17 protein-coding genes and 1 pseudogene are annotated in these 26,079 nt (G+C 55.9%); 6 read left to right on the top strand and 12 right to left on the bottom strand.

What is annotated here, in order from left to right; genetic code table 11:
* Window positions 1–233 precede the first annotated feature (233 nt).
* From H8F22_RS19210 to H8F22_RS19200, 3 genes are all read left to right on the top strand, one after another.
* Entirely contained in the window at window positions 234–5,393 is a 5,160-nt protein-coding gene (locus H8F22_RS19210) for a Tc toxin subunit A (RefSeq protein WP_194940553.1), read from the top strand.
* Between the two features lie 121 nt (window positions 5,394–5,514).
* A complete protein-coding gene (locus H8F22_RS19205) occupies window positions 5,515–10,092 on the top strand; it encodes a Tc toxin subunit A-related protein (protein WP_194940552.1) in 4,578 nt (1,525 codons plus the stop codon).
* Window positions 10,093–10,159: 67 nt separating this feature from the next.
* On the top strand, window positions 10,160–10,699 hold the full coding sequence (locus H8F22_RS19200) for a hypothetical protein (RefSeq protein WP_194940551.1): 540 nt from the start codon (window positions 10,160–10,162) through the stop codon (window positions 10,697–10,699).
* A 66-nt stretch (window positions 10,700–10,765) separates the two neighbouring features.
* Here the strand turns inward: H8F22_RS19200 and H8F22_RS19195 are convergent, their stop codons facing one another.
* The 6 genes from H8F22_RS19195 to H8F22_RS19170 are packed head-to-tail and all read right to left on the bottom strand — an operon-like array spanning window position 10,766 to window position 17,482.
* A complete protein-coding gene (locus H8F22_RS19195; protein ID WP_194940550.1) occupies window positions 10,766–12,097 on the bottom strand; it encodes a DUF58 domain-containing protein in 1,332 nt (443 codons plus the stop codon).
* Window positions 12,094–13,095, bottom strand: a complete 1,002-nt coding sequence (locus H8F22_RS19190) for an AAA family ATPase (protein ID WP_027922910.1) — start codon at window positions 13,093–13,095, stop codon at window positions 12,094–12,096. Before H8F22_RS19190 ends, H8F22_RS19195 begins: the two co-directional genes overlap by 4 nt.
* Window positions 13,092–14,255, bottom strand: a complete 1,164-nt coding sequence (locus H8F22_RS19185) for a DUF4350 domain-containing protein (protein ID WP_194940549.1) — start codon at window positions 14,253–14,255, stop codon at window positions 13,092–13,094. Before H8F22_RS19185 ends, H8F22_RS19190 begins: the two co-directional genes overlap by 4 nt.
* The gene (locus H8F22_RS19180; protein ID WP_027922912.1) at window positions 14,252–15,796 is read right to left on the bottom strand and encodes a DUF4129 domain-containing protein; all 1,545 of its coding nucleotides are present in this window, start codon (window positions 15,794–15,796) and stop codon (window positions 14,252–14,254) included. The genes H8F22_RS19185 and H8F22_RS19180 overlap by 4 nt, the downstream gene beginning before the upstream one ends.
* Window positions 15,783–16,760, bottom strand: a complete 978-nt coding sequence (locus tag H8F22_RS19175; RefSeq protein WP_059182256.1) for a stage II sporulation protein M — start codon at window positions 16,758–16,760, stop codon at window positions 15,783–15,785. Before H8F22_RS19175 ends, H8F22_RS19180 begins: the two co-directional genes overlap by 14 nt.
* A complete protein-coding gene (locus tag H8F22_RS19170) occupies window positions 16,757–17,482 on the bottom strand; it encodes an RDD family protein (RefSeq protein WP_027922914.1) in 726 nt (241 codons plus the stop codon). The genes H8F22_RS19175 and H8F22_RS19170 overlap by 4 nt, the downstream gene beginning before the upstream one ends.
* A gap of 181 nt (window positions 17,483–17,663) precedes the next feature.
* Between H8F22_RS19170 and sbcB the strand changes: the two genes are divergently transcribed.
* The gene (sbcB, locus tag H8F22_RS19165) at window positions 17,664–19,094 is read left to right on the top strand and encodes an exodeoxyribonuclease I (protein WP_194940548.1); all 1,431 of its coding nucleotides are present in this window, start codon (window positions 17,664–17,666) and stop codon (window positions 19,092–19,094) included.
* Window positions 19,095–19,193: 99 nt separating this feature from the next.
* Here sbcB and mvaT read toward each other — a convergent pair whose 3' ends face one another.
* On the bottom strand, window positions 19,194–19,571 hold the full coding sequence (gene mvaT / locus H8F22_RS19160) for a histone-like nucleoid-structuring protein MvaT (protein WP_007945872.1): 378 nt from the start codon (window positions 19,569–19,571) through the stop codon (window positions 19,194–19,196).
* A gap of 339 nt (window positions 19,572–19,910) precedes the next feature.
* Between mvaT and purU the strand changes: the two genes are divergently transcribed.
* Both purU and H8F22_RS19150 read left to right on the top strand, forming a co-directional pair.
* Window positions 19,911–20,759, top strand: coding sequence for a formyltetrahydrofolate deformylase (gene purU, locus H8F22_RS19155; protein ID WP_027922916.1), 849 nt, complete (start codon window positions 19,911–19,913; stop codon window positions 20,757–20,759).
* Between the two features lie 87 nt (window positions 20,760–20,846).
* Window positions 20,847–21,023 (top strand): hypothetical protein, encoded by a 177-nt coding sequence (locus H8F22_RS19150; RefSeq protein ID WP_172825932.1) that lies wholly within the window; start codon window positions 20,847–20,849, stop codon window positions 21,021–21,023.
* On the opposite strand, the gene H8F22_RS19145 is transcribed toward H8F22_RS19150, so the two are convergent.
* The 5 genes and pseudogenes from H8F22_RS19145 to H8F22_RS33300 all read right to left on the bottom strand — a co-directional run.
* Window positions 21,010–22,005 (bottom strand): lysylphosphatidylglycerol synthase transmembrane domain-containing protein, encoded by a 996-nt coding sequence (locus H8F22_RS19145; protein WP_027922917.1) that lies wholly within the window; start codon window positions 22,003–22,005, stop codon window positions 21,010–21,012. The genes H8F22_RS19150 and H8F22_RS19145 overlap by 14 nt on opposite strands.
* The gene (locus tag H8F22_RS19140; RefSeq protein WP_027922918.1) at window positions 22,002–22,778 is read right to left on the bottom strand and encodes a DUF2334 domain-containing protein; all 777 of its coding nucleotides are present in this window, start codon (window positions 22,776–22,778) and stop codon (window positions 22,002–22,004) included. Before H8F22_RS19140 ends, H8F22_RS19145 begins: the two co-directional genes overlap by 4 nt.
* The gene (locus tag H8F22_RS19135; RefSeq protein ID WP_059182260.1) at window positions 22,771–23,883 is read right to left on the bottom strand and encodes a glycosyltransferase family 4 protein; all 1,113 of its coding nucleotides are present in this window, start codon (window positions 23,881–23,883) and stop codon (window positions 22,771–22,773) included. Before H8F22_RS19135 ends, H8F22_RS19140 begins: the two co-directional genes overlap by 8 nt.
* A 199-nt stretch (window positions 23,884–24,082) precedes the next feature.
* The gene (locus H8F22_RS33305) at window positions 24,083–24,847 is read right to left on the bottom strand and encodes a methyl-accepting chemotaxis protein (RefSeq protein ID WP_430539927.1); all 765 of its coding nucleotides are present in this window, start codon (window positions 24,845–24,847) and stop codon (window positions 24,083–24,085) included.
* A gap of 93 nt (window positions 24,848–24,940) precedes the next feature.
* Window positions 24,941–25,972, bottom strand: a pseudogene (locus H8F22_RS33300) (HAMP domain-containing protein); the annotation flags it as partial.
* Window positions 25,973–26,079: the final 107 nt, after the last annotated feature.

Here is a 26,079-nt window from a genome sequence, read left to right as displayed (position 1 = left end):
CCCGTAAATTTTTTCAGGTATCTGCAGATCAATTGAATCTTCAGGAATATCACTCCGCGGAATAGTCCCGTAAGTAACTCTATTGCGCGTCATTTCATCAATACCGTTCGTCGGAACTGTCAGTTCTAACAGGTACAAAACACGGCACACGCAGCGTAAAAATTAACTCATGACGACAACAGATTTGCCTTTCGCATTCCGTCCCTCTCAGCCTCGCTCGCAGGAGAAGTTCAATGAGTAATAGCCATTCCAACCCTGCCCTCGAGCAGCTTTTCAGGCTTGCTCTTGACACTGGCGAACCCTCGATAATGAGTCGCTGCCAAGGTTTCATTCAGGAAGGTGGGACGGTATTCGACCTTTTGGACATGGGGCCACAGGGCATTGTAAAAAAGTTCGATGTACATCTACAGGACGCCCATGGATTCCTGGAGCAGGCCACTGTCCTGGCGGTCCATGCTGCTCGCGAATTCAGTGAGCATCAGTTGGTTCTTCAAGGCCCACCCAATCCGCTCCACCATACGGGAATCAGGCCGCCAGGAGACTCGCCGACGTTCGATGATCTGTTCGAGACTGACTGGGAAAACTGCACGCCTGCGCAAAGTCCGGATGCACATAATGGCCCGTGCGCTTATCTGGTCAGGTTGTATGAGCTGGCCCGTGAATTGGAAGCTGCTGCGGGTGGCGCTCCAATTAGAATCAGCAGTCGCAGGCCGGATATCGGCACTATGCGACTCGACCCGACAAGCCTGTATCAGGTCAAACGGACGGTCTCGATCGTCAACGAAGTCATGGAATCAATCATTGAAGCCTCTGTTCCGCTTCAAGCTGATCATGTGGTTGATGATTTGATGCTGGAGTCGCGGTACCCGTTCCCCAGTATGCCGTTCGAGTGGTACTTCGTGCAGTGGAGTCAGGTACTCCAGCAATTCAATATATTGTTGGGTGAGGTGGTGCGGACCATTGATCCTTCAGCTCCGTATTTCAAACAGAAAGGTGCGCACGGGGCGTCTTCCGATGTGGCGCTTCGACAATCCAGTTGCGTGGGCCCTATGGGGCAGCTATTGCTGACAGAGAATTTCAAGTTTCCCCAGACTAACCCTGCCGGGAACGATGATGCAGTGCCTGGCACTGGAAAGCGGCGAGAAGTAACGCTGGGTACACCGTATGAGGATTTCATAAAAGAAAATTTCAACACGACCCCTTCAGCACTACTGGACTCAGTGCACTTTTGTCATCAAACGTCCATTGATGCCGAGGAGTTGACTGCCTTTTTTTCAATCGAAAACTACGCAACTAATCGATCAAGAAATCAGACAATCCTGACCAATCCATCCTTCGGGCCCGCACAATTTGGTTCTGTCTTCATCAATGATGGCCAGGATCCTGCTATGGGGTTGAGTCCTGCAGAAAAAGGTTCGACCCGCCAGTTGACCAATACCAGCGAAAATCGCCTGGAACGCATCAACCGAATGTTGCGTCTGGCACGTTGGCTGAAATTGTCCCACCAACAGTGCGATCAACTGGTGGTTGCCGCCAACAGGGCCGAGCAACGGCTGGACTTGCAAAGTAGCGCTGATCCGAAACCCAAGCCATTGCGGATTACCAACAATACGCTGCGAGCGATTGGACTGTTTCAGGAGTTCCATAAGGAGTTCAAATGTACGGCTAAAGAATTCGCAGCGATAATTGACGAAGTGTCCCTGTTTGGTACTGGAAAGGAACCCTCTCAGTTCGACCTTATTTTTAACGAAAAGGCTTACTTTGATGCTCCGTTGATAGTTGACGATGGTGCTTTTTTTATCGATGCGCAGACGCGTGCGGACAGGCGCACCGTCGATCAAATATGCAGTGCTTTGGGGCTGAACCAGGAAGCCTGGCGTTACTTGGCTCGAGTGGTTGCCAAAGGGCACAATTTGACCACGCAGTTAAAGCGCAGTCTGCCCATTCTTTCGTCGCTCTATCGCATCGTGAAGTTGGCTTCCTTGCTGCAAGTGACCCCCATTGAAATGGTCGCGTTGCTAGAAACTCTCAGTGATGGTGGTGCGGGCGGGGTACTTCAGAAAGTCACCGGAGAGGCGCGTATCTCGGTAAGTGGGATCACGGGAGATGGTGACATTTTAAGCGTGATACGAGCTGCAGCGGATTGTGTTCAATGGTGCCGGGCGAATGATCTGAGAGTGCTCTTCGTCGTTCAGATGGTGGCACCTCTAACACCACCGCAATTACCTACCGCAGCCGAAACAAATTTGCTTGAAACATTACACAAACGTTTGCAGCCGGTGTTGTTCACTGAAGCCAAGCTGCTGGAAGCCGGTGTCCCTCCTAGCCAGAATTTCGACTATGCGGGTTGGCTGGACTTACTGAAAGAGTTGGTCGACCCCCGCGGAATGGTGAGGGCTTCTGCAGCTAATGACGGGGAGGAATACGAGAGGCTTGCCCGCGCAGAAATCGAATTCGCGGTGAGTGAAGAAAAACTTCATCGAGATGAAGCCGAACGTGTGGTGTCGATCATTTTGGCAATATTGCTGCAAATCCAGGCTGCCCAAAGTGCCGTGGTACAGGAAACGCTGTCGGTCTATCTGGATTGTTCTCAGGACTTGACGCTGCCATTGCTCAAATGGGTGAGTGAGGGGGGCGTTCCACTCTTGCTCACGGAAGCTGCACGAGCCTTGAATGCCGTGACTTCAGGTGCCGACAAAGTCAGGATCGGTGACGAGGTATTGTCGTTGTTGGCGCATTTGGTGCGTCGCGCGGCAGTTGTAAAAAAACTGGACTTGAGCTCGGCGATGCTGGTCACGCTGACCACCCGTGATAACTGGAAATGGTTCGGCCTCCTACAAGCCAAAGATCTGACGCTGCACACGATGTACAAACTGACGTTGTATCGGCGCGCAGTGATTCATACCGAGCAACCTGCCGAACGATTGCTGGACTATTTAACGCTGGTCAACAGTTTGCCGAGCATTTTGACCGCCGAGGATCTGCGGTTGATTCGCGACTCTGCTGCGACTCAACTGGCCCATGTGTTGAGGTGGGGGGTAAGGGAAGTACTCGAATGTATCCTGTTTCTTCTACCGGCCAGACCAGTTGTTCAAAGTTTTGATGTTTTGGATACGTTGCTTCGTATTCGTGGTCTGGCTGCGCGCAGCGGCCTCGATGCGAAGGCCATCATCAAGCTGGGCGAGCTAACGCCTGACAGTGGCAAGACTGCCTATCGCGCTGCGGCAGAACACATGATGGAGTCCTTGTCCGAAACTTCGGTCAAGGGGGACGACCAGTCGTTTGGTGAGTTGGGGCAAAGCAATACTGCAGAGATCAACTGTATCGGTACTCCGCTTATTGCCAATGCCGGCGGGCAGGTTGCTTTGATCGAGTTGAAAGTGCGTGACTTGACCGACAAACCTTATGTAAATCTCACCGTGAGATGGAGCTGCGATCGGCCAGGTTTGCTCGATGAAGAATCCTTTACTGATCAAGACGGACGTGCCGTGGCGCGGTTCAAGGCTGGCAGCTGGATGGGAGTCGCGCATGTGAAAGCCGTCTATGGCTTGCAGCAGGTAGCGATTGCCGAAGTCGTGATCGATTGTGAGGAGCGATCACTAGGGTTTGATCTGGATAGCCTTCGCGTTGACACCAGAGACTATCTGGCGGGTGGCGTTGACTTCATCCCTGTCGAAGTGAAGTTGGTAGATGATCACTCTAATCCGGGTGTCGGTCGTACTGTGGAGTTTGGCGGTCTGGGCATCCTCGCCGATAAGTTGTCGGCGACAACGGATGACAAAGGGATTGCCAGGGTTCGCGTCACGAGTATGGAACCCATTGAGAACGCGACGTTGCTTGTTCGTTACAGCACGCTCAGCCCGAAACTGATACGTAATCTAACGTTCGTTGGTCAGCCTTCCATCAGATTGTTGGTGGCAGAAAGCATGGCCGTAAAAGGGATGGAGCTAATCCTGCGATGCCATGTGATTTTGTTGAGCGGAGCCGTCGCGCCCGACGTCGATGTAACGCTTGAGTACGGGGACCAGACTCTTGGTCCAGTCAAAACTGATGCAAACGGAGTTGTTCGGTTCACCGTGCCCGGGTTTGAGGTATCAGGCATGCAAACATTTACTGCCGCAGTCGGAGCAAGTGAACAAGCCTTGAAACTCTATGTGGCCGATGGCGCAGTAATACACGGCCAGGCGACAGATTATCTCTATCCGGTAGCCGGAAAAGAGTCTTCTACTTTGCTGTGGGTGAAAGTGCTTGAGAAGCCAGATAATCAGGCCCGTCCTGTGCCCAATTGTTCAATTGCATGGACGGTAGAACCGATCAATGCACCTGAAGCCAAGCGATGGACCTCTACCATTATTTTGACGGATGAGAATGGGCGCTCTGCCTATCCGTTTGAAGCCATGGAACCGGGAAAATATGAGGTCACCGCACAGCGCACGGACGAAGTTGGAAAAACCGTTTCGTTCGTGCTGGATGTAGTGCCCGCCATTGACTGGTGTTATGAGTGGGTTGATCTGAGCCTGCCTGACAAACCTTGCCTGGAAGCTCCTCTGTTGTTTGTCAGAGGTCATGAATACCGCCTTGATGTTCACTTGCCCAAAGACGTGGATCTTGAAAATGCCCGCGCGATGCTGAGTTGGACTGGCGATTTTTCCGCGAAGGCACTGGGCTTGAACTTCACGCCCCAGACAGGCGCATACGTACAGATCAAGTCCGATGACGTGATGCTCAGCTGGATGATCAAGTGTGCTGATGAACGAAACGGCAGTTTCAAACTGACGTTCTTCTGCAACCGCCTTAACCAGCGTCTGGAATTACCGGGACGCCTGGATGCTCCGCCTCCTGTCCTGACCTATCCACAAAATGGACACCAGAACGTTGAAGTCCAGCCACTGCTGACCGGCTCTGGTAGTGCCTACGCGGAAATAAGCGTATTTGAAGGGCGGAACAGTGGGACGCGTCTCGCTCAAACCAGTGTGAATGCCCAGGGTGGTTGGTCGGTGAGGCTGGCAGAACCGGTGCTTCTTGATTCTCATGTGTTCTCGGTAATGCAACGTCATTTCGATGGAAGTACAGCTTGGGCGCCGGACGCGCATGTCAGGGTGACGGACTTCATCGATAAACCGCACATCATCAGTCCGCTGATGAACGCTAGGGTAGGGCCTTCGTCCTGGGTTGATGGGGTGGGATTGCCAGGGGCGGAAATCCAATTGTTGAATAATGAGGATGGCGTTGAAATTGCCAAAGGCGTTGTCGCTAAAGATGGTCATTTCAGGGTGCAGTTTTCTCCGCCGCTCGCGAGTGGGACCTTAACGTTCAAAGCGGTATTGAGTGTGAATGATGTAACGTCGGAATACTTGGTCGACTATGTTGTAGAGGTGGTTGATCGAGGTTGATCAAGCTGCTGCGATATTGTGTGGCCTGGATTAGCGTAATTGATTAATGGTATTCAACTGAATGCTACGGTAGCGTTTTTTTTAAAATTCCGAAGAAAGTGTTTTCGAAAGGGATTATGAAATGAAAAAGTCCATTATTGGTGTGCTTGATGAGTATCGCAGCATAGCGCTGGCCGATTTTTATCGTGCAAAGGTCGCTCCAGAAAAACCTGAAACTTCAGAACTGTCTTCGCTGGAAGATCTGTTGCAGTACTTATTGCTGGATACTCAAGTCAGCTCGTTAGTGGACTCATCCCGAGTGGCTGAAGCCATCGCCGCGATGCAAATCTATATTGGTGCGATTTACTGCGGCATGGAACGCGGTCACCAAAGGGACTTTTCCAAGGAGGAGTTGGAAGCCTGGCATAAGCGTTATTGCAATATCAGTGATTGGGCGGGTTATTCAACTCTTGAGTATTATCCGGAGAACTATATAAGTCCGAAGATGCGCCTGAACAAAACAGCTTCCTTCAAGGCTCTGGAAGACGATCTTGCTCAAGCCAGTGTGAGTAATACGGCTGTGCACAGGGCCCTTTATGAGCACCTTAAAAGATTTGTGGAGACCTGCAATCTCGATCTGATATCTGCTTATATAGATGAAACCGAGGATGGCAGCGAACAGTTCAAGAACGCGGTGTATTATTTTTTAGGTCGTCGTCGGGAAGAACCCTGTGGTTATTATTGGCGTAAGGCAACTGTTGAGCTAAAACAGGAAAGCAAGTATCTGCATCCGGCATGCTGGAGTGAATGGCTGCCTATCGATCTACCGCTAGGCCCTGATGTATTGGCCATCCGGCCTGTTTTTTTTGCTGGACGGTTGATGGTCGTGTACGTCGAGGGCATCCGTGATCCGGATCTGCGCTTTGAGAACGGTACAGTCGCTCCGGGCCAGTGGCATCTGGAAATGAAACTGGCCCAGTTGGCGATCAATGGTCGTTGGTCACTGCCCATCAGTCTCGGAAAAAAGGACTTCTCGGTGGTACCCAAGGATTCCGCACGTCTGCTGGCGGTCACTTTTGGAGGGGCGCGCAAATACGTGGATGATGTATTAGCCGTTTGCTTTACGACAACGGATGTACCTAGCGAGTCGTCGAAGGGCGCCATGTGGAGGGCTAATGAAGAGAAGCCAGGATGGATGTTTGCGTCATTGAACTCAAGATTCGAGCCGCAAGATGCTCAGCAGGAAAGTCTCGAAGTATTGATCAATGGGCGATTTGCGAATCCCATGGCATTGCAACATCAGCTGCACATAGACGAGCGTTCCCTGGTACGCCAGTCGCTTGTTCCAGCGTCAGTAGCCCCAAGTGGTGACACGACACGGGAAGGATTGATCAATAAGTACATATCGACCAACATAAACTTTAACAGTCAATTGGATGTAGTAGGTGGGGAGGAGGTAATCACCAATGTTTTGCAGGTTCAGGGTGTGTGCGAAGTAGATAGGCCTGAGTATACGTTGAATAAAATTGTGTTTGTTGGTATTGCATATGTTTCATCGTTGAAGACCTATTTTGAGCTATCAAAAGTGGGTGCGAAAGGCATCAAGCTGACCTGCCATCATCAGGGCGGGGCCGGCTTCGATTTTTCCTTGTATTTAGAAAATGAAGAGGAAAAACCTGCCGATCTGTTGGCAAATATTACCCCGGCAGAGTTCGTCAGTTCAGCATTTGGTGTTCAGACGGTAAAAGATATTACGTTGACTAATGCTCAACTGGAAAGGTTGTGGCGACTGTCATCCAATAGTGTTCGTGCCGGGGCTGGATTTTTCGTTGCTCACGGTTCGTTCAACGCTACTGAGGTGTTTTTAAGTAATTCTGTCAATATGCTTGACGTGCAAAAGAAACCAGAAACAGTACAGATGGAGCTGAAGATCATTGATGGAGGGGTTGTTGCGACGGATACGTGGAAAGGCACTATTGAATTGAATGGTTGGGGGCAGTCTGATTGGATTAAATATGAATGGGTAGGCGATCCTGTCAACAAAAGCCTGGATCTAGTATGGGGTGAAAGCAGCGACGGAGAGTATGGCCGTAATTGTTATAAGCTGGAAGTGTTGCAAGTGCCTAATGCCAGTCCTGTGCCGTTGATCAGCAAGCAGGATTCCGGAGGGCAGTTTCTGGATCTGCGGCCATTGGGTACCGAGTTGCGATGGGTCCAGCTTAACTCTACCTTTGGTGATGAACTTGTCGCTAAAGCGGCGATTTCAATTGACGAAGTATTGTCCAGATCCACCCAGTTTACTCATGAACCCGCGCCTTGGGAGTCACCCGATCAGGCACCGAACCCATTGACCATTCCTATGGATTTCAACAGTGCCCATGGCATGTTTTATTGGGAGTTGTTTTTTCATCTGCCGTTTTTGATCGCCTATCGATTGGCAGAAGAACACAACTATCGAGAGTCACAAAACTGGTATCACTACATTTTCAATCCACAGCTGCGGATGAACCGTCCTGGCGCAATGGTTAACAATGAACGTTATTGGCTCTGTCGGCCTTTGCTGGAACCGGGTGATATCAGTTTTGTTGCCAAAGATCTGGTGGACCCCGATGCCATCGCCTTTGCAAAACGCATTCACTACCGTAAAGCGATTTTTATCGCTTATGTACGGTGCATCATTGCCCATGCCGATTCGCTTTACCGGCATTTGACCCGCGACAGTCTGGCGGCGGCAAAACTGCAGTACATCCGTGCTCTGTTTCTGATGGGGGATGCTCCCAAAGCGAAGGCTATGAGCCATTGGGAACCGACTAGTGTGGAGATGATTCTTGCCCGTCGCCAGGTCGGCACTCACAGCGCATTGGAAAACTTCAGTCGTACCCTGGACGTACAGGTGGCGAATTTGCCGGCCCGAGTTTCCGGGGTAGCTGATTTTTCGATTATCAGAAAAGATGTTTTCCGCCCCATAGCCAATGAAGATGTACTGGGTATCTGGAAATACATCGACAACTGCCTTAGCAATATGCGCAATAACTTGACGATCGATGGCAAACAATCGTCCCTCTCTCTATTTGCGGCACCGACAGATCCGAAGAGGCTGCTTCAAGCTCAGGCAGGTGGATCGTCCGGTGCATCCCGTAGTGCGGGGGGCTGGCGCAATATTCCGCACTATCGGTTCCGGGTCATGTTGAGCACGGCCCAAAACGCGGTGCAAACACTCATTGGTTTTGGCCGCGAAGTCCGACAATGCATGGAAGCGCGTGACCGAAGTTTGCTCGAGGAGCAGTTGCAAAAGCAGCAAATTGAGCTGGGAGTCTACGCCAGGGCGATCCAGGAGGAGTCGCTGAAACAACAAGAGGAATCGCTGAAGTCGTTACAAGAAAGCAAGAAAGTGATTGATGGGCGCATCGATCATTTTAGCCAGTTGCTGGAACAGGGCGTCTCTCCCGGGGAAATCGTTGCGCTTGAGGACCAGATGGAAGCCAGGACTGACATGAGCGATGCGAGCCAGGCTTACGTCGCAGAAGGCTTCGCTAACCATGTGCCGAATATGGTGATCGTGGGTGTAGCTGCTGGCAGTGGGGGCATCGTTCTCGGTGGCTCATTACGAGCAACGGGGTTATTGCTGGGAGCAGCGGCGGAAAAAGAACTGATTGCCGCGGACAGGTCAGCGACCAGCGCCAATTATGGGCGCAGAGCCGAAGAGTGGAGACTGGCGCTCAATCAAGGTGAACGTGAAATGCAAGTGTTGGATGTGCAAATCAAAGCACAGATGCATGCGGTCTATGCTGCGCGATCCAGCCTGGAACATGCGGAGAAAGCCAACGCTCATGCTCAGGATGTGTACTCATTCTATAAAACCCGTTCAACCAATGTCGAACTGTACCGCTGGCTATTGAGCCAGATGGCTGTGCTGTACTTCCAGGCATACGATGCGGTCGCCGGATTGTGCCTGAGTGCCGAAACCAGTTTTCAGTACGAAATGGGCGACTTCGATTCGCAGATCATTCGCCCCAATATGTGGATGGATAACTACTACGGTTTGTGCGCTGGCGAGTCCATGCTGTTTGACTTGATGTCGCTTGAGAAGGAATTTCTCAGTCGAAACGAGCGTCGCCTGGAATTGATCAAGACAATTTCTCTGCGTCAGCTGTTTGAAACGGGCGAGTTTGTTAAGCCGAAAAAAGACTGGGACAACGTACTGAAAGGGCTAAAAGAGACAGGTAAGCTTGACTTCGAGTTTACCCAGCAACTCTTTGATTGCGATTATCCAGGGCATTACTGTCGCCAGATTGTCAGCGTTTCAATATCCCTACCGGTGGTACTCGGCCCTTACAAGGATGTATGCGCAACACTGACGCAAACCGGCAGTACTACGGTACTCAAACCAGACATTGGGATACTCGATTACTTTTACGGTGAAAAGGATCAAATGCCGCCACCGCATGTTCTTTTGAATCTGCGTAGCCATCAACAAATAGGTGTCAGCCGCGGAGTTGAAGATGCCGGTTTGCATCAGATGATGTTTGGTGATGAGCGTTATTTGCCCTTTGAGGGGACCGGTGCCATATCCAGGTGGCAACTGCACTTTACTCGGCACGACACGCGGCAGAAGGCATTGATTGACAGCTTGACAGATATCATTCTCGAGGTTCGTTATCTGGCGAAGGCGGGTGGAAACGACTACACAAATGCTGTGTTGGATCTATTGCCTGGCTGAGCGGCACTATCAAGTTCGAAGCATTTTCGAATGCTTCAAGAGTAATTAACAAAGAAAGGTGAACATAATGAGCGCAGAAAAAATCCGTGGTCGCAATCTGGTAAAAAGTGGGAGGTTTCCTAGCGGCTGGGACACGAATTGGCAACGCGTTGGTAATGGCGGAGGGGAGGGGTGGTATGAAAGTATTTTGTACGGAAATTTTTTGATGTTGAACGGAAAAAGAGTCTACTCACAGTCTGTTTCAACGGCATCCTTTACCGAGTCGCAATTTGCACAAGTTAAATATCTGTTGGGCTTTCAATACGAAAACAAGGGTGATGGTCCAGGCTCAAAAGTTATTATGAAGTTTAGTAGCGGTGCCGAGGATTCGATTGATTTAAGTGGGAAGAAAAAAGAATTGGTGGATGATGAAAACTGGAATCCTTATCTAAGCCACACCCTCACTGTGCTTCAGTCTGATCAATCTGTTGAACTTCAGATTCATGGCGCCGACATTACAGGTGCAAGAGGATTGCGGACTACCGATTTTGATATTCAGATCGAGCTGCCTCCATTGGCGTTAGAGAGTATCAGCGTAGATAAAGTTGAGTATCGGCGACCGGATTGATGTGTCGATATGAGTGATATCGGCCCATTCGCCCAAGCGAAAATGTCATTACCGAATTGGCAGCAGTCAAGGAGCGCCACTGCGTTTCCAGGCCAGGTAATGTGTCACCAATTCTGGTCCCAGCTCTCTGGGGCGGACATCTTTTACCGGAACTCCATGGGCGACCAAGCGTTCATGGAGTTCTGCTCGTGAATTCAAATAGTCAACGGTTCCGCTGTAGTTCAGCGCTTCCGACAAGGTTTGCACCGTCATTTGTAGTGCGGTGTCGAGGACCTCTTCGCGCATGCTTGCTATCAATACGCGGTGCTGTTTGCTCAGCTGTTGAACAGCGCTTATCAATTCCTCATTGTCTTCATCCCGCAGGTTGGTGACCAATATCACCAATCCTCGGCGCTTCTGTCGAGCCATTAATTGGCTGACGCCAGCCTGATAATCAGAGGGGCGCTGGCTGCTGTCCAAATCGTAAACAGCATTGAGTAGCACGTTGAGCTGACTCGCACCTTTCAGCGGAGCGAGATAACGCGGTTGATCGCTGGCAAAGGTGCTCAGACCCACCGCATCACCTTGACGCAACGCCACATAACTCAACAACAGACATGCATTCAGCGCATGATCGAAATGCGCCAGCTCGCCGTCGTGACTGCGCATGTGCCTTCCGCAATCGAGCATGAACATGATCTGCTGATCGCGCTCGTCCTGATACTCCCGGGCAATCGGGGTGCGTTGCCGGGCGGTGGCTTTCCAGTCGATCTGGCGCAGGCTGTCGCCTTCGCGGAATTCCCGTAGCTGATGAAACTCCATACCCAGGCCACGTCGTTGCCGCTGGCGTACGCCGAGCTGGCTGAGCCAATTGTCCACCGCCAGCAGTTGGCCGCCGTAGAGGCGGGCGAAGTCGGGGTAGACGCGGGTGTGGTCGGTGACGCTCAGCAGACGTTTGCCGGACCACAAGCCCAAGGGACTGGGCAGGTTGATTTCGCAGTGATCGAAGCTGAAGTGGCCACGCTTGAGCGGGCGCAGGCGATAGCCGACCTGGCTGTGCTGGCCGGGCTGAAGTTCGACTGACAGGGGGAGGTTTTCGAAGCTCAGGCCGTCGGGGACGTGGTCGAAAATCTGGATCGTCAGTGGTTGGGGAAAGTTGTGCTCAACCTCCAGTCGAACTTCGCTCCAGCGACCGAGGGCCAGGCTGCCGGGCATTTGTCGTGTTATCCGGGGCGAGTGCAGGCGCGTGAGGCGGACAGCATCGAGTATTGCCAGGGCCAGTAGCGCCAGTAATAAACCCCATTGGATCGACAACAGGCTTGAGGGCAGCGCAATGTCCAGTGCGCGCAAGGTGCCCAGCACGATGCCGATGGCCAGCAGGATTGCGAGCCAGATCAGCAGCAGGCGCGAGGGTTTCACAGGCGCGGCGCCGGTACTTGGTCGAGCAATTGCCCGAGCACCTGATCGACGTCCAGCCCTTCGATATCCAGCTCCGGCGCGATGCGTACGCGATGACGCAATACCGCCAGCGCACAGCCCTTGATGTCGTCCGGAATCACAAATTCACCGCCACGCAGCAAGGCACGGGCCCGGGCGCAGCGCACCAGTGCAATGGACGCCCGAGGACCGGCGCCGAGGATCAGGCCGGGCCAGGTCCGGGTCGCGCGGGCTAGGCGTACGGCGTAGTCGAGCACCTGGTCGTCCAGCGGCAAGTCGCTGGCAATGCGCTGCAAGGCCGACACGTCTTTGGCTTGCATCAGGGTGCGCAGCGGTTGCACATCGAGCATGTCGGCGCGGGTCGAGCGGCTGACCTGGCGGACCATGTTCAGCTCTTGCTCGACGTCGGGGTAATCCATGCGCACCTTGAGCATGAAGCGATCAAGCTCGGCTTCGGGCAGGGGATAGGTGCCTTCCTGTTCGATGGGGTTTTGCGTGGCGAGCACCATGAACGGTTGCACGATGGGCAGGGCGCGGCCTTCCAGGGTGACCTGGCGTTCCTGCATGGCTTCGAGCAGCGCGGCCTGGGTTTTCGCCGGGGCGCGGTTGATCTCGTCGGCCAGCAGCAGGTTGGTGAACAACGGGCCTTTACGCAATTTGAACTGCTCGGTGTTCAAGTCGTAGACCGCGTGCCCGGTGACATCGCTGGGCATCAGGTCGGGGGTGAACTGGATGCGTGCAAACTCGCCGCCGAAGCACTTGGCGAGGGCGCGCACCAGCAAGGTCTTGCCCAGCCCCGGCACGCCTTCGAGCAGCACATGACCGCCGGCGATCAGCGCTGTCAGCACGTCGTCGATCACGGTGTCCTGGCCAATCACGGCTTTCTGCAATTCGCCGCGCACCGCCTGGGCCAGTTGACTGGCACGCTGGCGTTGCTGGGCGACGTGAGTCGGCGAGCCGGGCTCGATCTGTTCACTCATAGCGTGTTCCTCAAGGTTTGCAGGTGGGCGACCTGACGGCTGAAGTCAGCGCTGGACAGCCGCTGTTTCGGTCGCGGGCTCATGGCCTGGCTGATAGCGCGTGTGGGTTGGCCGGTCAGGCGTGCGAGCACCAGCCATTGCTCGGCGACGCCGAGTTGTTCGAAACCGGGATGACGGCGCCGCACACGGCGCAGGATGTCTTGTTGCAACGCTTGCAGCAGGTGCTGCTGACCCTGGCGACGCAACATGAAATCGGCGCTGGCGCGCAGGTGCTCCTGGAGTTGGCGACGGCCTTTCGTGGCGGGCTCCAGCAGCGGCCCCTGGCGTACGCCAACGTGCCAGAACCCGAGGGCGATCAGCGCAATCAAGGCCACCAATGCCTGTGGGAAATAACGCCACAGCAAGGTCAACAGGCTGTCGTGATCGGTGTTGAACAACAACGTCACGCGTGTGTCCGCCGTCAGATACCACAGCAGCCAGGCGTTGTCGTACTGGTCGATGGCGGGGGTTTTCCACAGGTCGGCGTCGGTGACCACGATGATCGAACCGAGCCCGTGGTTGAGCTGCATCATGTGCGTGGCCTTGCCGCTGTTGGCCCAGGATTGCGCGAGGTTCTTCGGGTCTTCGAGGTGGAATGCCGTGTCGAAGCTGGCGTAGGCCGGTGCTTCTTCATCTTCCAGATACAGCTTGGTCAGTTTGGGATAGGGATCGTCGAGGATGTCGGGCGGTGGCTCCTTGAGGTCTTTGCTCAAGGTCTGGTGCAACTGCACCCGGTCGAGCAGCAGATCGTTGCTCTGGCCGGTCTTTTCATCCCACAACGACTGGGCGACAAACAATAAGCGGCCGCCGGCCCGAGTCCAGTTCATCACCTGATCAATCTGGCGTGGGGTCATGTTGTAGCGGTCACCCAGCAATAGCAGGCTGTGCTGATGGGGATCGAGGGTGGGTAACACGTCAATTCCGTTGGCATGGCTGACGGTCAGGCCCTGCTTGCGCAAAAAGTGTTCAGCGGCGAGGTAAGGATTGGCCTGCGCTTCAGGCGATGGGCCGTGATCGATTTCCTCCTGAAAGGGCGTGGCTTTCAGGTACAGGTAAATACCCAGTGCGCCGACCAGCAGGGCGATGACCATGCCGACAAACAACCCTGAACGCCGGCTCAATGGGCGGCTCCCGGGCCGAACAACGTTCGCCAGCCGTCACACAGTTCCTGTTGTGAATGCGCGGGTGGAAGACGATGACCGTAAGCCATGTTTTGCCAATGACGAGTCAGGGTTTTACTAAAGGCCAGCAACGCCGGTTGTTGCAGTTGTTCGATGCGTTGGAGGACTTCGCCTTCGGTATCGGCGGTTTTCAGCGCGATGTGGTGGTCGTGCAGCAAGTGGCTGAGCAGGGCGCGATAGAGCAGACCAAGGGCTGCGCGTGGATCGGTTTGCCAGAGGCTTTCGGCGCTGGCGGCAATGTCGTCGGGCAGGGTTTCACGGTTGAGGTCCAGGCCAAAAGCCTGCTGCGGTATTGGACGGGCGATTTTTCTTTTCAATGAGGGGCGACGACTCACGAACGCCTGCAACCAGTCACGGTAACGCCAGATCAGCAGGCCGACGCCAGCCATCACCGCGCCCCACAGCAGCACTTCAATCAAGGTGGCGAGGACGCCGAACCGCTGGCTGTCGAGCAGTGCAAGCAACGCCTTCAGCCATTCGGGTGTCTTGCTGTCGTCCGTGGTTTTGGTATCGGGTTTTTCTTCGCCAAACCGATAGCGGGTCACCGTTTCCTTGTTTTTGAACGGTGGCTGTTCGAGGAGGGCTTTGATGCTGTCTTTTGACGCCTGGCTGGTCAGCGGTTGATTGAGCAGGCGTGGGCTGTCCGGTGTGATGATGGGCTCAGCGGCCCAGACGTGTTGTGTGCCCGGTATCCACAGGATTGCCGCCAGCAACAGGGTAAGGGCGGTTGTGCTGAGGCGTTGGCGCAAACGGCGGAACACCAGTTCGATGTCCCACGCTTCCAGCACCGTGCGGCGGTTCAGGTAAAGACTGAAGCCGCAGGCCACATAGATCGGCTCCCAGACCATCAGCACCAGCACGTAAAAAGCATTGATAAGGTGTTCCAGCCATCGCCAGTCCTGCACGGCGGCGGTGATCAAGGTCTGCCAGCTCCAGTCGAGTTCGATCTGCTGCGGCAGGAGCAGGTAGAACAGCACCATCAGGCCAATCCACAGCGCGCTCTCCAGGTGCACGCCGATAATGGTCAGCCATTGCGCGGCACCGGCATTGCGCTGCAGCAGTACCTGCAAGCGCTGTTCGCGCGCGTGACCGTGGAGGCCTTCGAGTTGCACCACCGGCATGACAAAACTACGGCTCAGGCTCAGGCGGCGCCAGGTCAGGCTGGCCAGCAGTTGCGGCTTGAGCAGGCGCGGCCATTCGCGCAGCGCCTGTTTGAGTGTCGGCGTTTCACCGAACAGGCTTTTGGACAGGATGTACAACGGCAAGCGATCGAACGCCGGTTTGAGCCACCAGAAGAGGAACACGGCAAGGGACGGCGAATCCCAGAAGATTGCACTGAGCAGGGCGAAGATCGGCAAGGTGACGATGGCCCAACTGGTCATCAGCAGGCGACGATGGCGCTGGCTCATCAGCACGCCCAGGTCCATGGCTTCCCAGGTGGTGCGCGGACGGATCACGACGGTGGCGTCACTCAGGCGCATGGCGAGTTCGTCCGGCAAACAGCAAATAAGTCGCGACCAACGCCCAGAGCGCGGCGCCGACCAGGTATTTGGTCATGGGCTCCGGTGCTGTCATCGACGACCAGTACGCTTCGATAAACGCCGCAATCAACAGAAACACCATCACGCCGCAGATCAGCAGTACGCTCTTGCGTGCCGCCAGTCGCAGCGCTTCGGCGCGGGGCAGGCGTCCCGGCGCGATCAATGCCCAGCCCAGTTTCAGGCCGGCGGCACCGGCCAGGGCAATGGCCGTCAGTTCAAAAGCACCGTGGCCGATCACGAACGACCAGAAGGTTTGCCCGTAGCCGACGTGCGTCAGGTGCCCGGCCACTGCGCCGATGATCAAGCCGTTGAACAGCAGGAAAAACGCGCTCCCCAGACCGAAGAACAAACCGCTGGCAAAGGTCTGAAAGGCGATGCCGATGTTGTGCATGATGTAGTAACCGAACATCACCCAGTCTTCACTGGCGGCGCGTTCCGCCGTGCGTCCCAAATGGCCGGCGACGGGGTCGTACATGCTTTGCATCTCGCTGACCTGCTCGGCCGGGATCAGGTTGTAGACCAGGTCCGGGAACAGATACACCAGCAGCGCGAAGCTGATCAGACTGCCAAAAAACATCAGGCCGGCGGCCAGTACGAACCGCCACTGTTCACGCACCAGGCGCGGGAAGTCGGCCAGGATAAAGCCCAGTAGGTTGGCGCCCAGTTGACTGCGGTGCCGATACAGCTGTTGATGCCCACGCAGCACGAGTTGCTGCAAGGAATCGATCAGGAAACTGCTGTAGCCGCGTTCCCGAGCCAGCGCCAGGTGTTGGCAAAGCTGCCGATAGTCCTTGGGGAAACCGGCGATTCGGGAGACGTCCTTGCCGCGCTCCAGTCGATCCAGTGTCAGGGAAAACTGTTCCCACTCGGCCCTGTGGTGGGTTTCGAAATGGCTTTGCTTCATGCGGGCCCCAACAAGCCGCGGGCGATGCCATTGAGTGCGACCACCGCGTGTGGCGCAGAGACCTGCAACGGTTGAGCCAGGATCGACGCCAGTTCATGTGTACGCGCCTTGGAGAGTTCACCCTGGCGTTCGGCGAAAGCGAGGATGGCGCGTTGTTCGGGCAGGGTCAGGGTGAAGGCCGGACGCAGGGGGGTGGCTTCGGGCAGTTGCGGTCGGGTGAGCGGTTGTTCGCGGTAGATCACCAGCGTGCCGGCGGCCAGGTCGCCGAGGCGTTTGAAGGTCGGGTGTTGCAGGCAGCTGATGGCCCCGAGGAAATAGCCGAATGGCAGCAGGTCGACAAATCGCAACAGGTTGCGCAGCAGCGAAGCGGACCAGCCGATCGGCGTGCCGTCGTCCTGCACCACGCGCAAGCCCATCCACTGTTTGCCCGGCGAGCGGCCCTGATTGAGCACTTCGAACAGCACCATGTACCACCAGCTCACCCCGAACAGCAGGATCGAGCCCAGCCCGGCGCCCAGCTTTCCGAGAAACGCCAAGACGATAAACAACAGGCCGAGGATCAGCCCGCGTATCCCTAAATCAATGGCGAACGCCAGCGCACGGACCATCAACCCGGCCGGGCGCAGTGGCAAGTCGATGCCTTCGGGCGTTTCGACTTGATACCGCGTATCCAGTGGCGGGGACAGCGTCGCTTTCCTTGGCAGTGCTGTGGTCTCGAGCATGGGCAACCTTATGTGGCCTGTTCGGGATTCAATGTCTACCCGATGCTAGCAGCCTCTCGGGGGAAAACGACATAACTATGTATTGCACGGTGAGTGGCCAGAGGTGATTGAATGACAGATTACTGGCCGGGGCGGGATGTGAACGCCTAGACTTTGCCGATCTTCAGTTCAGGAACAGCCCGTGACCTCGATCTTCTGGTACGACTATGAAACCACTGGCATCAACCCCCGTTGCGATCGTCCGCTGCAAGTGGCGGGGATTCGCACCGACTTCGATCTCAATGAAATAGACGAGCCGGTCAACCTTTACTGCCAGCCCAGTGAGGACATCCTGCCGCATCCGGCGGCGTGCGCCATCACCGGAATCACGCCCGCTCGACTCGCCGAACAGGGCTTGAGCGAAGCGGACTTCATGACCCGTGTGCATGCCCAGTTGGCAGCGCCGGGCACGTGCGGTGCGGGTTACAACACGCTGCGTTTCGACGACGAGATGACCCGTTACAGCCTGTATCGAAATTTTTTCGACCCCTATGCCCGCGAGTGGCAGGGCGGCAACAGCCGCTGGGACCTGATCGATGTGGTGCGTGCAGCGTATGCCTTGCGGCCCGACGGGCTCGTCTGGCCGACGGATGAAGAAGGGCGAGTAACGCTCAAGCTCGAACGTCTGACCGCCGCCAACAATATTGATCATGGCAATGCCCACGAGGCGCTGTCGGACGTTCGCGCCACCATTGCGCTGGCGCGGCTGATTCGTGAAAAACAGCCGAAGTTGTATGACTGGCTGTTCAAGTTGCGCAGTAAGCAAAAGGTGATGGACCAGATCCGCCTGTTGCAGCCGATGGTGCATATTTCCGGGCGGTTCTCGGCCGCGCGCAGTTACGTCGGCGTGGTGCTGCCCCTGGCCTGGCACCCACGCAACAAGAACGCCTTGATTGTCTGTGACCTGCATCTGGATCCTCAGGGCCTGCTGGATCTGGATGCCGAGACCTTGCGTCAGCGCCTGTATACCCGTCGCGATGAGCTGTTCGAAGGCGAACTGCCGGTGCCGCTTAAACTCATTCACATCAACAAGTGCCCGGTGGTCGCACCGTTGTCGGTACTTCGACCTGACGATCAGCGACGTCTGGGGCTGGACATGGCGCTTTATCAGGAACGGTCGCTGCGGCTAATCGACGCACAACTAGTGTGGCGAGATAAAGTGCAGGCGATTTATGCCCGCGAAGATTTCACGTCGAGCCAGGACCCCGAGCAACAGTTATACGATGGTTTTATCGGTGATCGGGACCGGCGTCTATGCGAGCAAGTCCGAACCGCGGACCCTGCCCAATTATCACAAGAGCAGTGGCCTTTCGATGACGAACGCTTGCCGGAATTATTGTTTCGATATCGCGCACGCAACTTCCCCGATACGTTGAATTCCGAGGAGCAAGCGCGTTGGCAATTATTCTGTCAGCAACGTCTGACAGTGCCCGAATGCGGGGCACCCAATACGCTGAATAGTTTTACAGAAGCCGCGGCCCAATTGCATGAAACTGCTACATCGTTTCAGCGAGAGGTGCTCTATGAATGGCAAAATTATGTCGAAGCATTACGCAAACGTTTGAATCTTTGAAAATGAAAATAGACATGCCTCAATGGCAGGCATAAAAAAACGCCAGCTTTCGCTGGCGTTATTTTTTGTCACGCTTTTATCTGTGACAAGCGCTATGGCTTAGCCCAGCAGGGTAGCCCAGCCTTCAACCACGTCGCCGCCCCACTTGGCTTTCCACTCTTTCAGAGTTTTGTGGTTGCCACCTTTGGTTTCGATGACTTCGCCATTGTGCGGGTTTTTGTATTGTTTAACTTTGCGAGCACGCTTGGTGCCAGTAGTTTTTACTGCACCGCCGCGTGGCGCTTTGGATTTGGACTCTGGATCCAACAGCGCGATGATGTCACGCAGGGACTTGGAGTATTCGCCCATCAGGGTGCGCAGTTTGCCTTCGAATTCCAGCTCGGTTTGCAGTTTGTCGTCTTGGGACAGGTTCTTCAAACGGGCTTGCAGCTCTTTGATAGCTTCTTCGGTGGCACGATATTCGTTGATCAAGGACATGAGGACTACCTTATGTTGGAGACTGGATGGCAGGGGGACAGTGCCGCAATAATAGTCAGGGTGTTTCATCAAGTAAACATTTAACCGGCGTTTTAATTAAATTAGTTGTCAGGAATAGGGCGCAGATTGGAAGAGCTGATTAAATAGTGTGATGCAGTCATCACAGATCTTCACAAATGGACTCTTGATATCGACTAAAAGATCACCACCGCGCGGGGAACGGGTGCCTTCCTGGCCGGCTCCACAGACCGTGTGCCAGGCAAGACGTCATCAATACTGCAGTTTTGTTGCGTAATCGCTAGAATGGCGGCCTTTGCGAAGTTCTGGAGTTTCCCCCTCATGCGCACTTTTCGGCTGGTGATTGCTTGCCCGGACCGCGTCGGCATCGTTGCTAAAGTCAGTAACTTTCTGGCGTCACATAACGGCTGGATCACCGAAGCGAGCCATCACTCGGACAACCTCAGTGGCTGGTTCTTCATGCGTCACGAAATTCGTGCCGATTCGCTGCCTTTCGGTATCGAAGCCTTCCGCGAAGCCTTTGCACCGATAGCTGAAGAGTTCTCGATGAATTGGCGCATCACCGATACCGCGCAGAAAAAACGCGTGGTATTGATGGCCAGCCGCGAATCCCACTGCCTGGCTGACTTGCTGCACCGCTGGCACAGTGATGAACTGGACTGCGAAATCTCCTGCGTGATTTCCAACCACGACGACTTGCGCAGCATGGTCGAGTGGCACGGCATTCCTTATTACCATGTGCCGGTCAATCCACAGGACAAAGAGCCGGCGTTCGCCGAAGTCTCGCGTCTGGTCAAACAGCACGATGCTGAAGTGGTAGTACTTGCCCGATACATGCAAATTCTGCCGCCGGCGTTGTGCAGCGAATACGCGCACAAGGTCATTAACATTCACCACAGCTTCCTACCTTCATTCGTTGGCGCCAAGCCGTATCATCAGGCCTCCCTGCGCGGTGTGAAGTTGATCGGCGCAACCTGCCACTACGTGACCGAAGAGCTGGATGCCGGCCCGATCATCGAGCAGGACGTGGTGCGTGTCAGCCACAGTGACAGCATTGAAGATATGGTGCGTTTCGGCCGTGACGTCGAGAAAATGGTGTTGGCACGCGGTCTGCGTTATCACCTGGAAGACAGAGTGTTGGTACACGGCAACAAGACAGTCGTGTTCTGATAACAGTGCTTTACAGTTGAAATTCGAAGGGCCTGGGCGTTCAATCGCTTCAGGCCCTTCGCCGTTTCTGCACTGAGGACATTGACCATGGTCGATCCACTGGACAAAGCCACTTCCAAGGCGCCCGCTACTTTGGGCGAAGGTTGTCTGAGTCGTTATGACCCTGATGACATGAGCCCGGAAGACGGTACGGAGTTCCCCGGTGCTGCCGAGTTGTGGGAACAGTTACAGCAAGCCCCTGAAGACAAGATCAAGCCTGCTTGAACTTCATCAACTTCCTCAATAGCGGCCGCCCCAGCATCAATAAAAACACGGGGCCACCCGCGATCAGGTAGAAGTAATAAGTCACCGCCCGCCAGATCAGAATCGCCGCTGCGGCGGTTGATTTCCCCACCATCGGCGCCAGCAAGGCGGCCGACGTCAACTCCGCCGCCCCGGCACCGCCCGGTAGCAAGCTGAATTGCCCTGCACTCAGTGAGAGCATCTGGATCAAGAAAGACCAGGCCCACTGCACATCCGCTCCCAGCCCGCGCAATGCCAGGTACAACACGCTGTAGCGCAACACCCAATGCACGCAGGTCAGCGCAAACACCGTGATCAATGTCTGCAAGGGCAACTTCAATGTGTCCGTGAATGCGGCGAGGAAGTGCAGGAGTTTTCGTGCCCAGCGCAGGCGCGTTGTGCTTTTTACATTCAGGCGAGCCAGTAACCGCCCGCTCAGGCGAATCAGCAGTCGATGGTAGCGCGCAACCATCACGCAGCAGATCAACCCACCGACCATCGAAATCACGCTGACGGTCAGTAGCCACTCCATGCGCTGGCTGAGGTGCTGGAACAGCGCATAAATCAGAATCCCGCTCAGCGCACAGAGAAAAAACAGCAGATCACTGAGTTGATCCATGGCGAACACCGCGCTGCCCCTGGCCGGTCGCACACCATGGCGTGCCAGCAACGCCATGATCGCCAGCGGTCCGCCGCTGCCGCCGGGTGTGGCGCAATAGGCAAACTCGGCGGCCATGACGACGCCGAGGCTTTTGAGCGGGCTGACCTTGTCGCGCTGATCGCCCAGCAACAGGCGCAGGCGCAGGGTGTTCACCCCCCAGCACAGCAGAATCATGCCGAACATGATCAGCAGCCAACTCACTGGAAAACTTTGCAGCCGCGCCCAGGTTTGGTTGCCGCCCAGCAGCAGCGGGATCAGCACCGCCGCCAGCAGGGCGACGAACAGCAGAATGCCCCGGCTCATGCGGCGCGGCCGAGCGGGGCGCGTTGCCGCGCCAGCCATTGCGATTTGGTCATCGGTACGCGCCCGCCATCGAGCAAACGCTTGAGGGTTTGCAACCAGTAATGCCGGGAGAACTCATGGCGCATGTCCACCGGGTGCAGGCCCAGCCGAATGACCGGCGCCTCGCGCCATTGTTGTTCGCGCTGATCGCTGAGCAGTTTCGACAGGCCCCGGCGCCAGGCACTGCGCGCACTCCAGACCAGGCCGGGTGCATCCATCGGTGTGAAATCCGGCAGTTGATATAGATGCTGCGAATCGCTGGTGTAGCGCAGTGGCAGTTGGCGCAAGGCCTCGCGCGTCCCTTCGCTCATCAGCCAGGCCGGGGCGACAAAACCTTCCAGCGGCCAGTTGTAACGATCAAAGACCTCAATGCCGGCGCGCAACCGGTCGAGCGCGGCGCGTTGCGACAGGGTGTAAAACTCGCCTTCATGGGTGTAGATCCGACGCATGAACCAGTCTCGCGGGGTGTCGGGCGGAGGGCCCTCATCGCAATGAAAGTAGCCGTGCAAGGCCAGTTCGTCACCTCGTGCAACACGATGGGTGAGCACACGTCGAAATTCCGGATGAGCCTCAAGGCCGTTGTGTTTGTGAAAATCCGGCACCACCAGCCAGGTCATCGGCACCTCGCCCAAGGCGTCGACGGCTTCAACGAACGGTTGATAGTCGGCCAAGGTGGGCGGCGCAACGTCATGCAGTACCAGTAAGACGCTGGGTGGACTCATCGGGTTAACCATGAGCCACCAGCGGCCATTGGCTGCCGAGAACGGCGTGATAGTGCCCCAGCAGGCTGTTGACCACCATGTCCCAGCTGTATTGGCGCTCGACATGACTGCGCGCTGATTTCCCCAGCGCCACGCTGCCCTGGCTGAACAACTCGCGAACGGCGTCGGCCATGGCTGTTGAATTGTTCGGCGTGCAAAGCAAACCGCAGTGCTCGGTCACAATTTCCGGAAAGGCACCGGCCGCCACGGCGACCACCGGAATACCGCTGGCCATGGCTTCGAGTATCACCAGCCCGAACGTTTCCTGGTCGCCGGCATGCAACAAGGCATCGGCGCTGGCCATCAAGCGCGCCAAGTGTGCGGCCGGGCAGAACCCATCGACCACCGTGACGTTGTCCGGCACCGTGGCCGGCATCGACGAACCCACCAGCAGCAGGTGAAAACGCGGCCCCAGACGTGCCATGCACTTGAGCAGCACCGGCAGGTTTTTTTCCTTGGAACCGCGCCCGGCGAAAATCAGCAGATGCGTATTTTCATCAATGCCCAGTTCGGCGCGCAGGCCAGGGTCCCGGGCATCGGGATTGAAGGTGTGCAAATCCACGCCCAGAGGTTGGACATAGACGTTTTTCACGCCCAGCCCGCTCAATTTGTCGGCCATGACCCGGCTCGGCGCCAGCACCCGGTCGAAGTTGCCATACAGCTTGCTGACATAGGCCTCGACATTGGTGGTAACCCAATTCCCCATCCGGTTGCTGACCAGCAGCGGCAAGTCCGAGTGATAAAAACCGATAACCGGGACATCCAGTTGGCGCCGCGCGTCGAGTGCGGCCCAGGCGGTGAGGTACGGGTCGCCCACTTCGATCAGATCGGGCTGTAAATCCTGCAGGACATTTCGCCAGGGAGCGAGGCGGAGGGGAAAACGATAACCCTTGCCAAAGGGCAGGGCGGGGGCGGGAACTGTGTAGACGCCATCCGTTTCACTCAGGTGTGCGCCTGGAATCAACAGACTGTGGCGAATGCCTGGCTTGATCACCAGGCGACGGTGCTTGGCATCCAGATACGTGCGCACGCCACCGCTGGCCGGGGCGTAGAACATGGTGATGTCCGCGATATGCACGATGAGCGGCCCTCCGGTCTGTTGTTCTCCCTTGATTGACCTTTATGAAGGATAGATGTTCGGCTGGGGTTTTGTGGTGGGGTGTTAGCGGGGCTTTTGTGGTGTTTGATAGACCGCTATCGCGAGCAGGCTCACTCCCACAGGTTCAGTGCAAAACCTTATAGGAGTGAGCCTGCTCGCGATGGGGCCCTAACTGACACTAGATACGGAAACTGCCGACCAGCTGCTTAAGCCGCGAAGCCTGCTGCTCAAGATCCGAGCACGCGCGCAACGTCGATTGCAGGTTCTCCACGCCTTCCTGGTTCAGCGTATTGATCTCGGTAATGTCGACGTTGATCGACTCCACCACCGCTGTCTGCTCTTCCGTCGCGGTGGCCACCGACTGGTTCATCCCGTCGATTTCGCCGATGCGCAACGTCACACTGTTCAACCGCTCGCCCGCCAGGTTGGCGATTTCAACGCTGTCCTGACTGTGGCGCTGGCTGTCGCTCATGGTGCTGACGGATTCGCGGGCGCCGACTTGCAGCTCCTCGATCATGGTCTGTACCTGTTGCGCCGATTCCTGCGTGCGGTGCGCCAGGTTGCGCACTTCATCTGCTACCACCGCGAAACCGCGGCCGGCTTCACCGGCACGGGCGGCTTCGATGGCCGCGTTGAGTGCCAGCAGGTTGGTTTGCTGGGAAATGCTGGTGATCACTTCGAGGATCTGGCCGATGTTCACGGTTTTGCTGTTCAGCGATTCGATGTTGGTGCTCGAGGCGCTGAGCATGCTCGACAGCTGATTCATCGCTTTGATGCTGCGGTCCACCACTTGCTGGCCGTCTTCGGCCAGGCTGCGGGCATCGCTGGCCTGACTCGACGCTTGCGCGGCGTTGCGGGCGATTTCCTGGGCGGCGGCCCCGAGCTGATTGATCGCGGCGGCGACGCTGCTGGTGCGCGAGGCCTGCTGATCGGAGTTGAACATCGACGAGTTCGAGGCGGCCACCACGCGCAGTGCCACTTCGTTGACTTGCCCGGTGGCCGAGGACACTTCGCGAATCGAGGTGTGAATACGTTCCACAAAACGGTTGAACGCGGTGCCGAGGATGCCGAATTCGTCGTTGTTCTGGATGGTCAGGCGTTTGGTCAGGTCGCCTTCACCGTCGGCGATGTCTTCCATGGCGCGGGTCATGACGTGCAGCGGCTGGATCAGGATGCGAATCAGCATGCCCAGCAGCGCGATGATGATCGCCACGGCAATAATGGTCGCGACCACGGCGGATGCACGGAACGAACTGAGCATCGAGAAGGCTTTGTCCTTGTCCACCGACAGGCCGATGTACCAGTTGACCGATGGCAGGCCTTTGATCGCGGTGAAGGTGACGATACGGGTCTTGCCGTCGACGTCGACCTCACTGAAGTCGCTGCTGATGCGCGGGGTATTTTTCGGGTACGCCTCGCCCAGGGACTTCATGACCAGTGCTTTGTCCGGGTGCACCAGGATTTTACCGTCGGCGCTGACCAGGAACGCATACCCCATGCCGTCAAAATCACGGGCGCTGAGGGTGTCGATCAGGGTTTGCAGGCTCAGGTCGCCGCCCACCACGCCGACGCTTTGCCCGGCCTTCTTCGAGGCGGTGGCGATGGAGATGATGGTCTGGCCAGTGGCCGCGTCGATGTACGGTTCGGTCAGGGTTGCGGTGCTGCTGCTTTCGGCACCTTTATACCAAGGGCGAACCCGTGGATCGAAGCCGGCCGGCATCTTGGCGTCGGGGCGAATGGTAAAGCTGCCAGTGGCATCGCCCAGGTAGGACGCCATGAAGGTCGACGTCAGGGCTTTCTGCTCAAGCAGGCTGGCGACATTGGACTGTTCTGGGTTGATGGCGATGTTTTGAGCGAGGTTATCGATCAGCAGGATACGACCGGCCAACCAGGTCTGGATGTTGTTGGCGGTGACGTCGCCCATCTCATTGAGGTAATTGTCCAGGTCTTCGCGGATGGCGTTGCGCTGTAAATAGTCGTTGTACAGGGTGAACGAGGCGAAGGCAGCAATAACAATGAGGGCGGCGGCAAGCAAAATTTTATGGCTGAAGCGCAGGTTTTTGTTCATGGCTTGGGGTTCCGCTAAGGTCTTATTGTTCAGGGCGTGCTTTTATAAAGGCACGCAAAACGGGCAGGGTGAAAAGCAGCTGATAGTTCTGTCCTGTCCTTAGGGAA

It is taken from the genome of Pseudomonas mucoides, assembly GCF_015461845.1.
GTDB lineage: Bacteria > Pseudomonadota > Gammaproteobacteria > Pseudomonadales > Pseudomonadaceae > Aquipseudomonas > Aquipseudomonas mucoides.
The sequence above is the reverse complement of the archived record's forward strand: the minus strand, read 5'-3'. Positions and strand labels throughout refer to the sequence as shown.

Bases quoted from the DNA above. Each gene is read 5' to 3' on its own strand.
- H8F22_RS19205 (WP_194940552.1), top strand. From the start codon at position 5,515: ATGAAAAAGTCCATTATTGGTGTGCTTGATGAGTATCGCAGCATAGCG.
- mvaT (WP_007945872.1), bottom strand. From the start codon at position 19,571: ATGTCCTTGATCAACGAATATCGTGCCACCGAAGAAGCTATCAAAGAG.
- H8F22_RS19180 (WP_027922912.1), bottom strand. From the start codon at position 15,796: ATGCGCCTGAGTGACGCCACCGTCGTGATCCGTCCGCGCACCACCTGG.
- purU (WP_027922916.1), top strand. From the start codon at position 19,911: ATGCGCACTTTTCGGCTGGTGATTGCTTGCCCGGACCGCGTCGGCATC.
- H8F22_RS19210 (WP_194940553.1), top strand. From the start codon at position 234: ATGAGTAATAGCCATTCCAACCCTGCCCTCGAGCAGCTTTTCAGGCTT.
- H8F22_RS19170 (WP_027922914.1), bottom strand. From the start codon at position 17,482: ATGCTCGAGACCACAGCACTGCCAAGGAAAGCGACGCTGTCCCCGCCA.
- H8F22_RS19140 (WP_027922918.1), bottom strand. From the start codon at position 22,778: ATGGTTAACCCGATGAGTCCACCCAGCGTCTTACTGGTACTGCATGAC.
- H8F22_RS33305 (WP_430539927.1), bottom strand. From the start codon at position 24,847: ATGTTCAACTCCGATCAGCAGGCCTCGCGCACCAGCAGCGTCGCCGCC.
- H8F22_RS19190 (WP_027922910.1), bottom strand. From the start codon at position 13,095: ATGAGTGAACAGATCGAGCCCGGCTCGCCGACTCACGTCGCCCAGCAA.
- H8F22_RS19200 (WP_194940551.1), top strand. From the start codon at position 10,160: ATGAGCGCAGAAAAAATCCGTGGTCGCAATCTGGTAAAAAGTGGGAGG.
- H8F22_RS19150 (WP_172825932.1), top strand. From the start codon at position 20,847: ATGGTCGATCCACTGGACAAAGCCACTTCCAAGGCGCCCGCTACTTTG.
- H8F22_RS19175 (WP_059182256.1), bottom strand. From the start codon at position 16,760: ATGAAGCAAAGCCATTTCGAAACCCACCACAGGGCCGAGTGGGAACAG.
- H8F22_RS19145 (WP_027922917.1), bottom strand. From the start codon at position 22,005: ATGAGCCGGGGCATTCTGCTGTTCGTCGCCCTGCTGGCGGCGGTGCTG.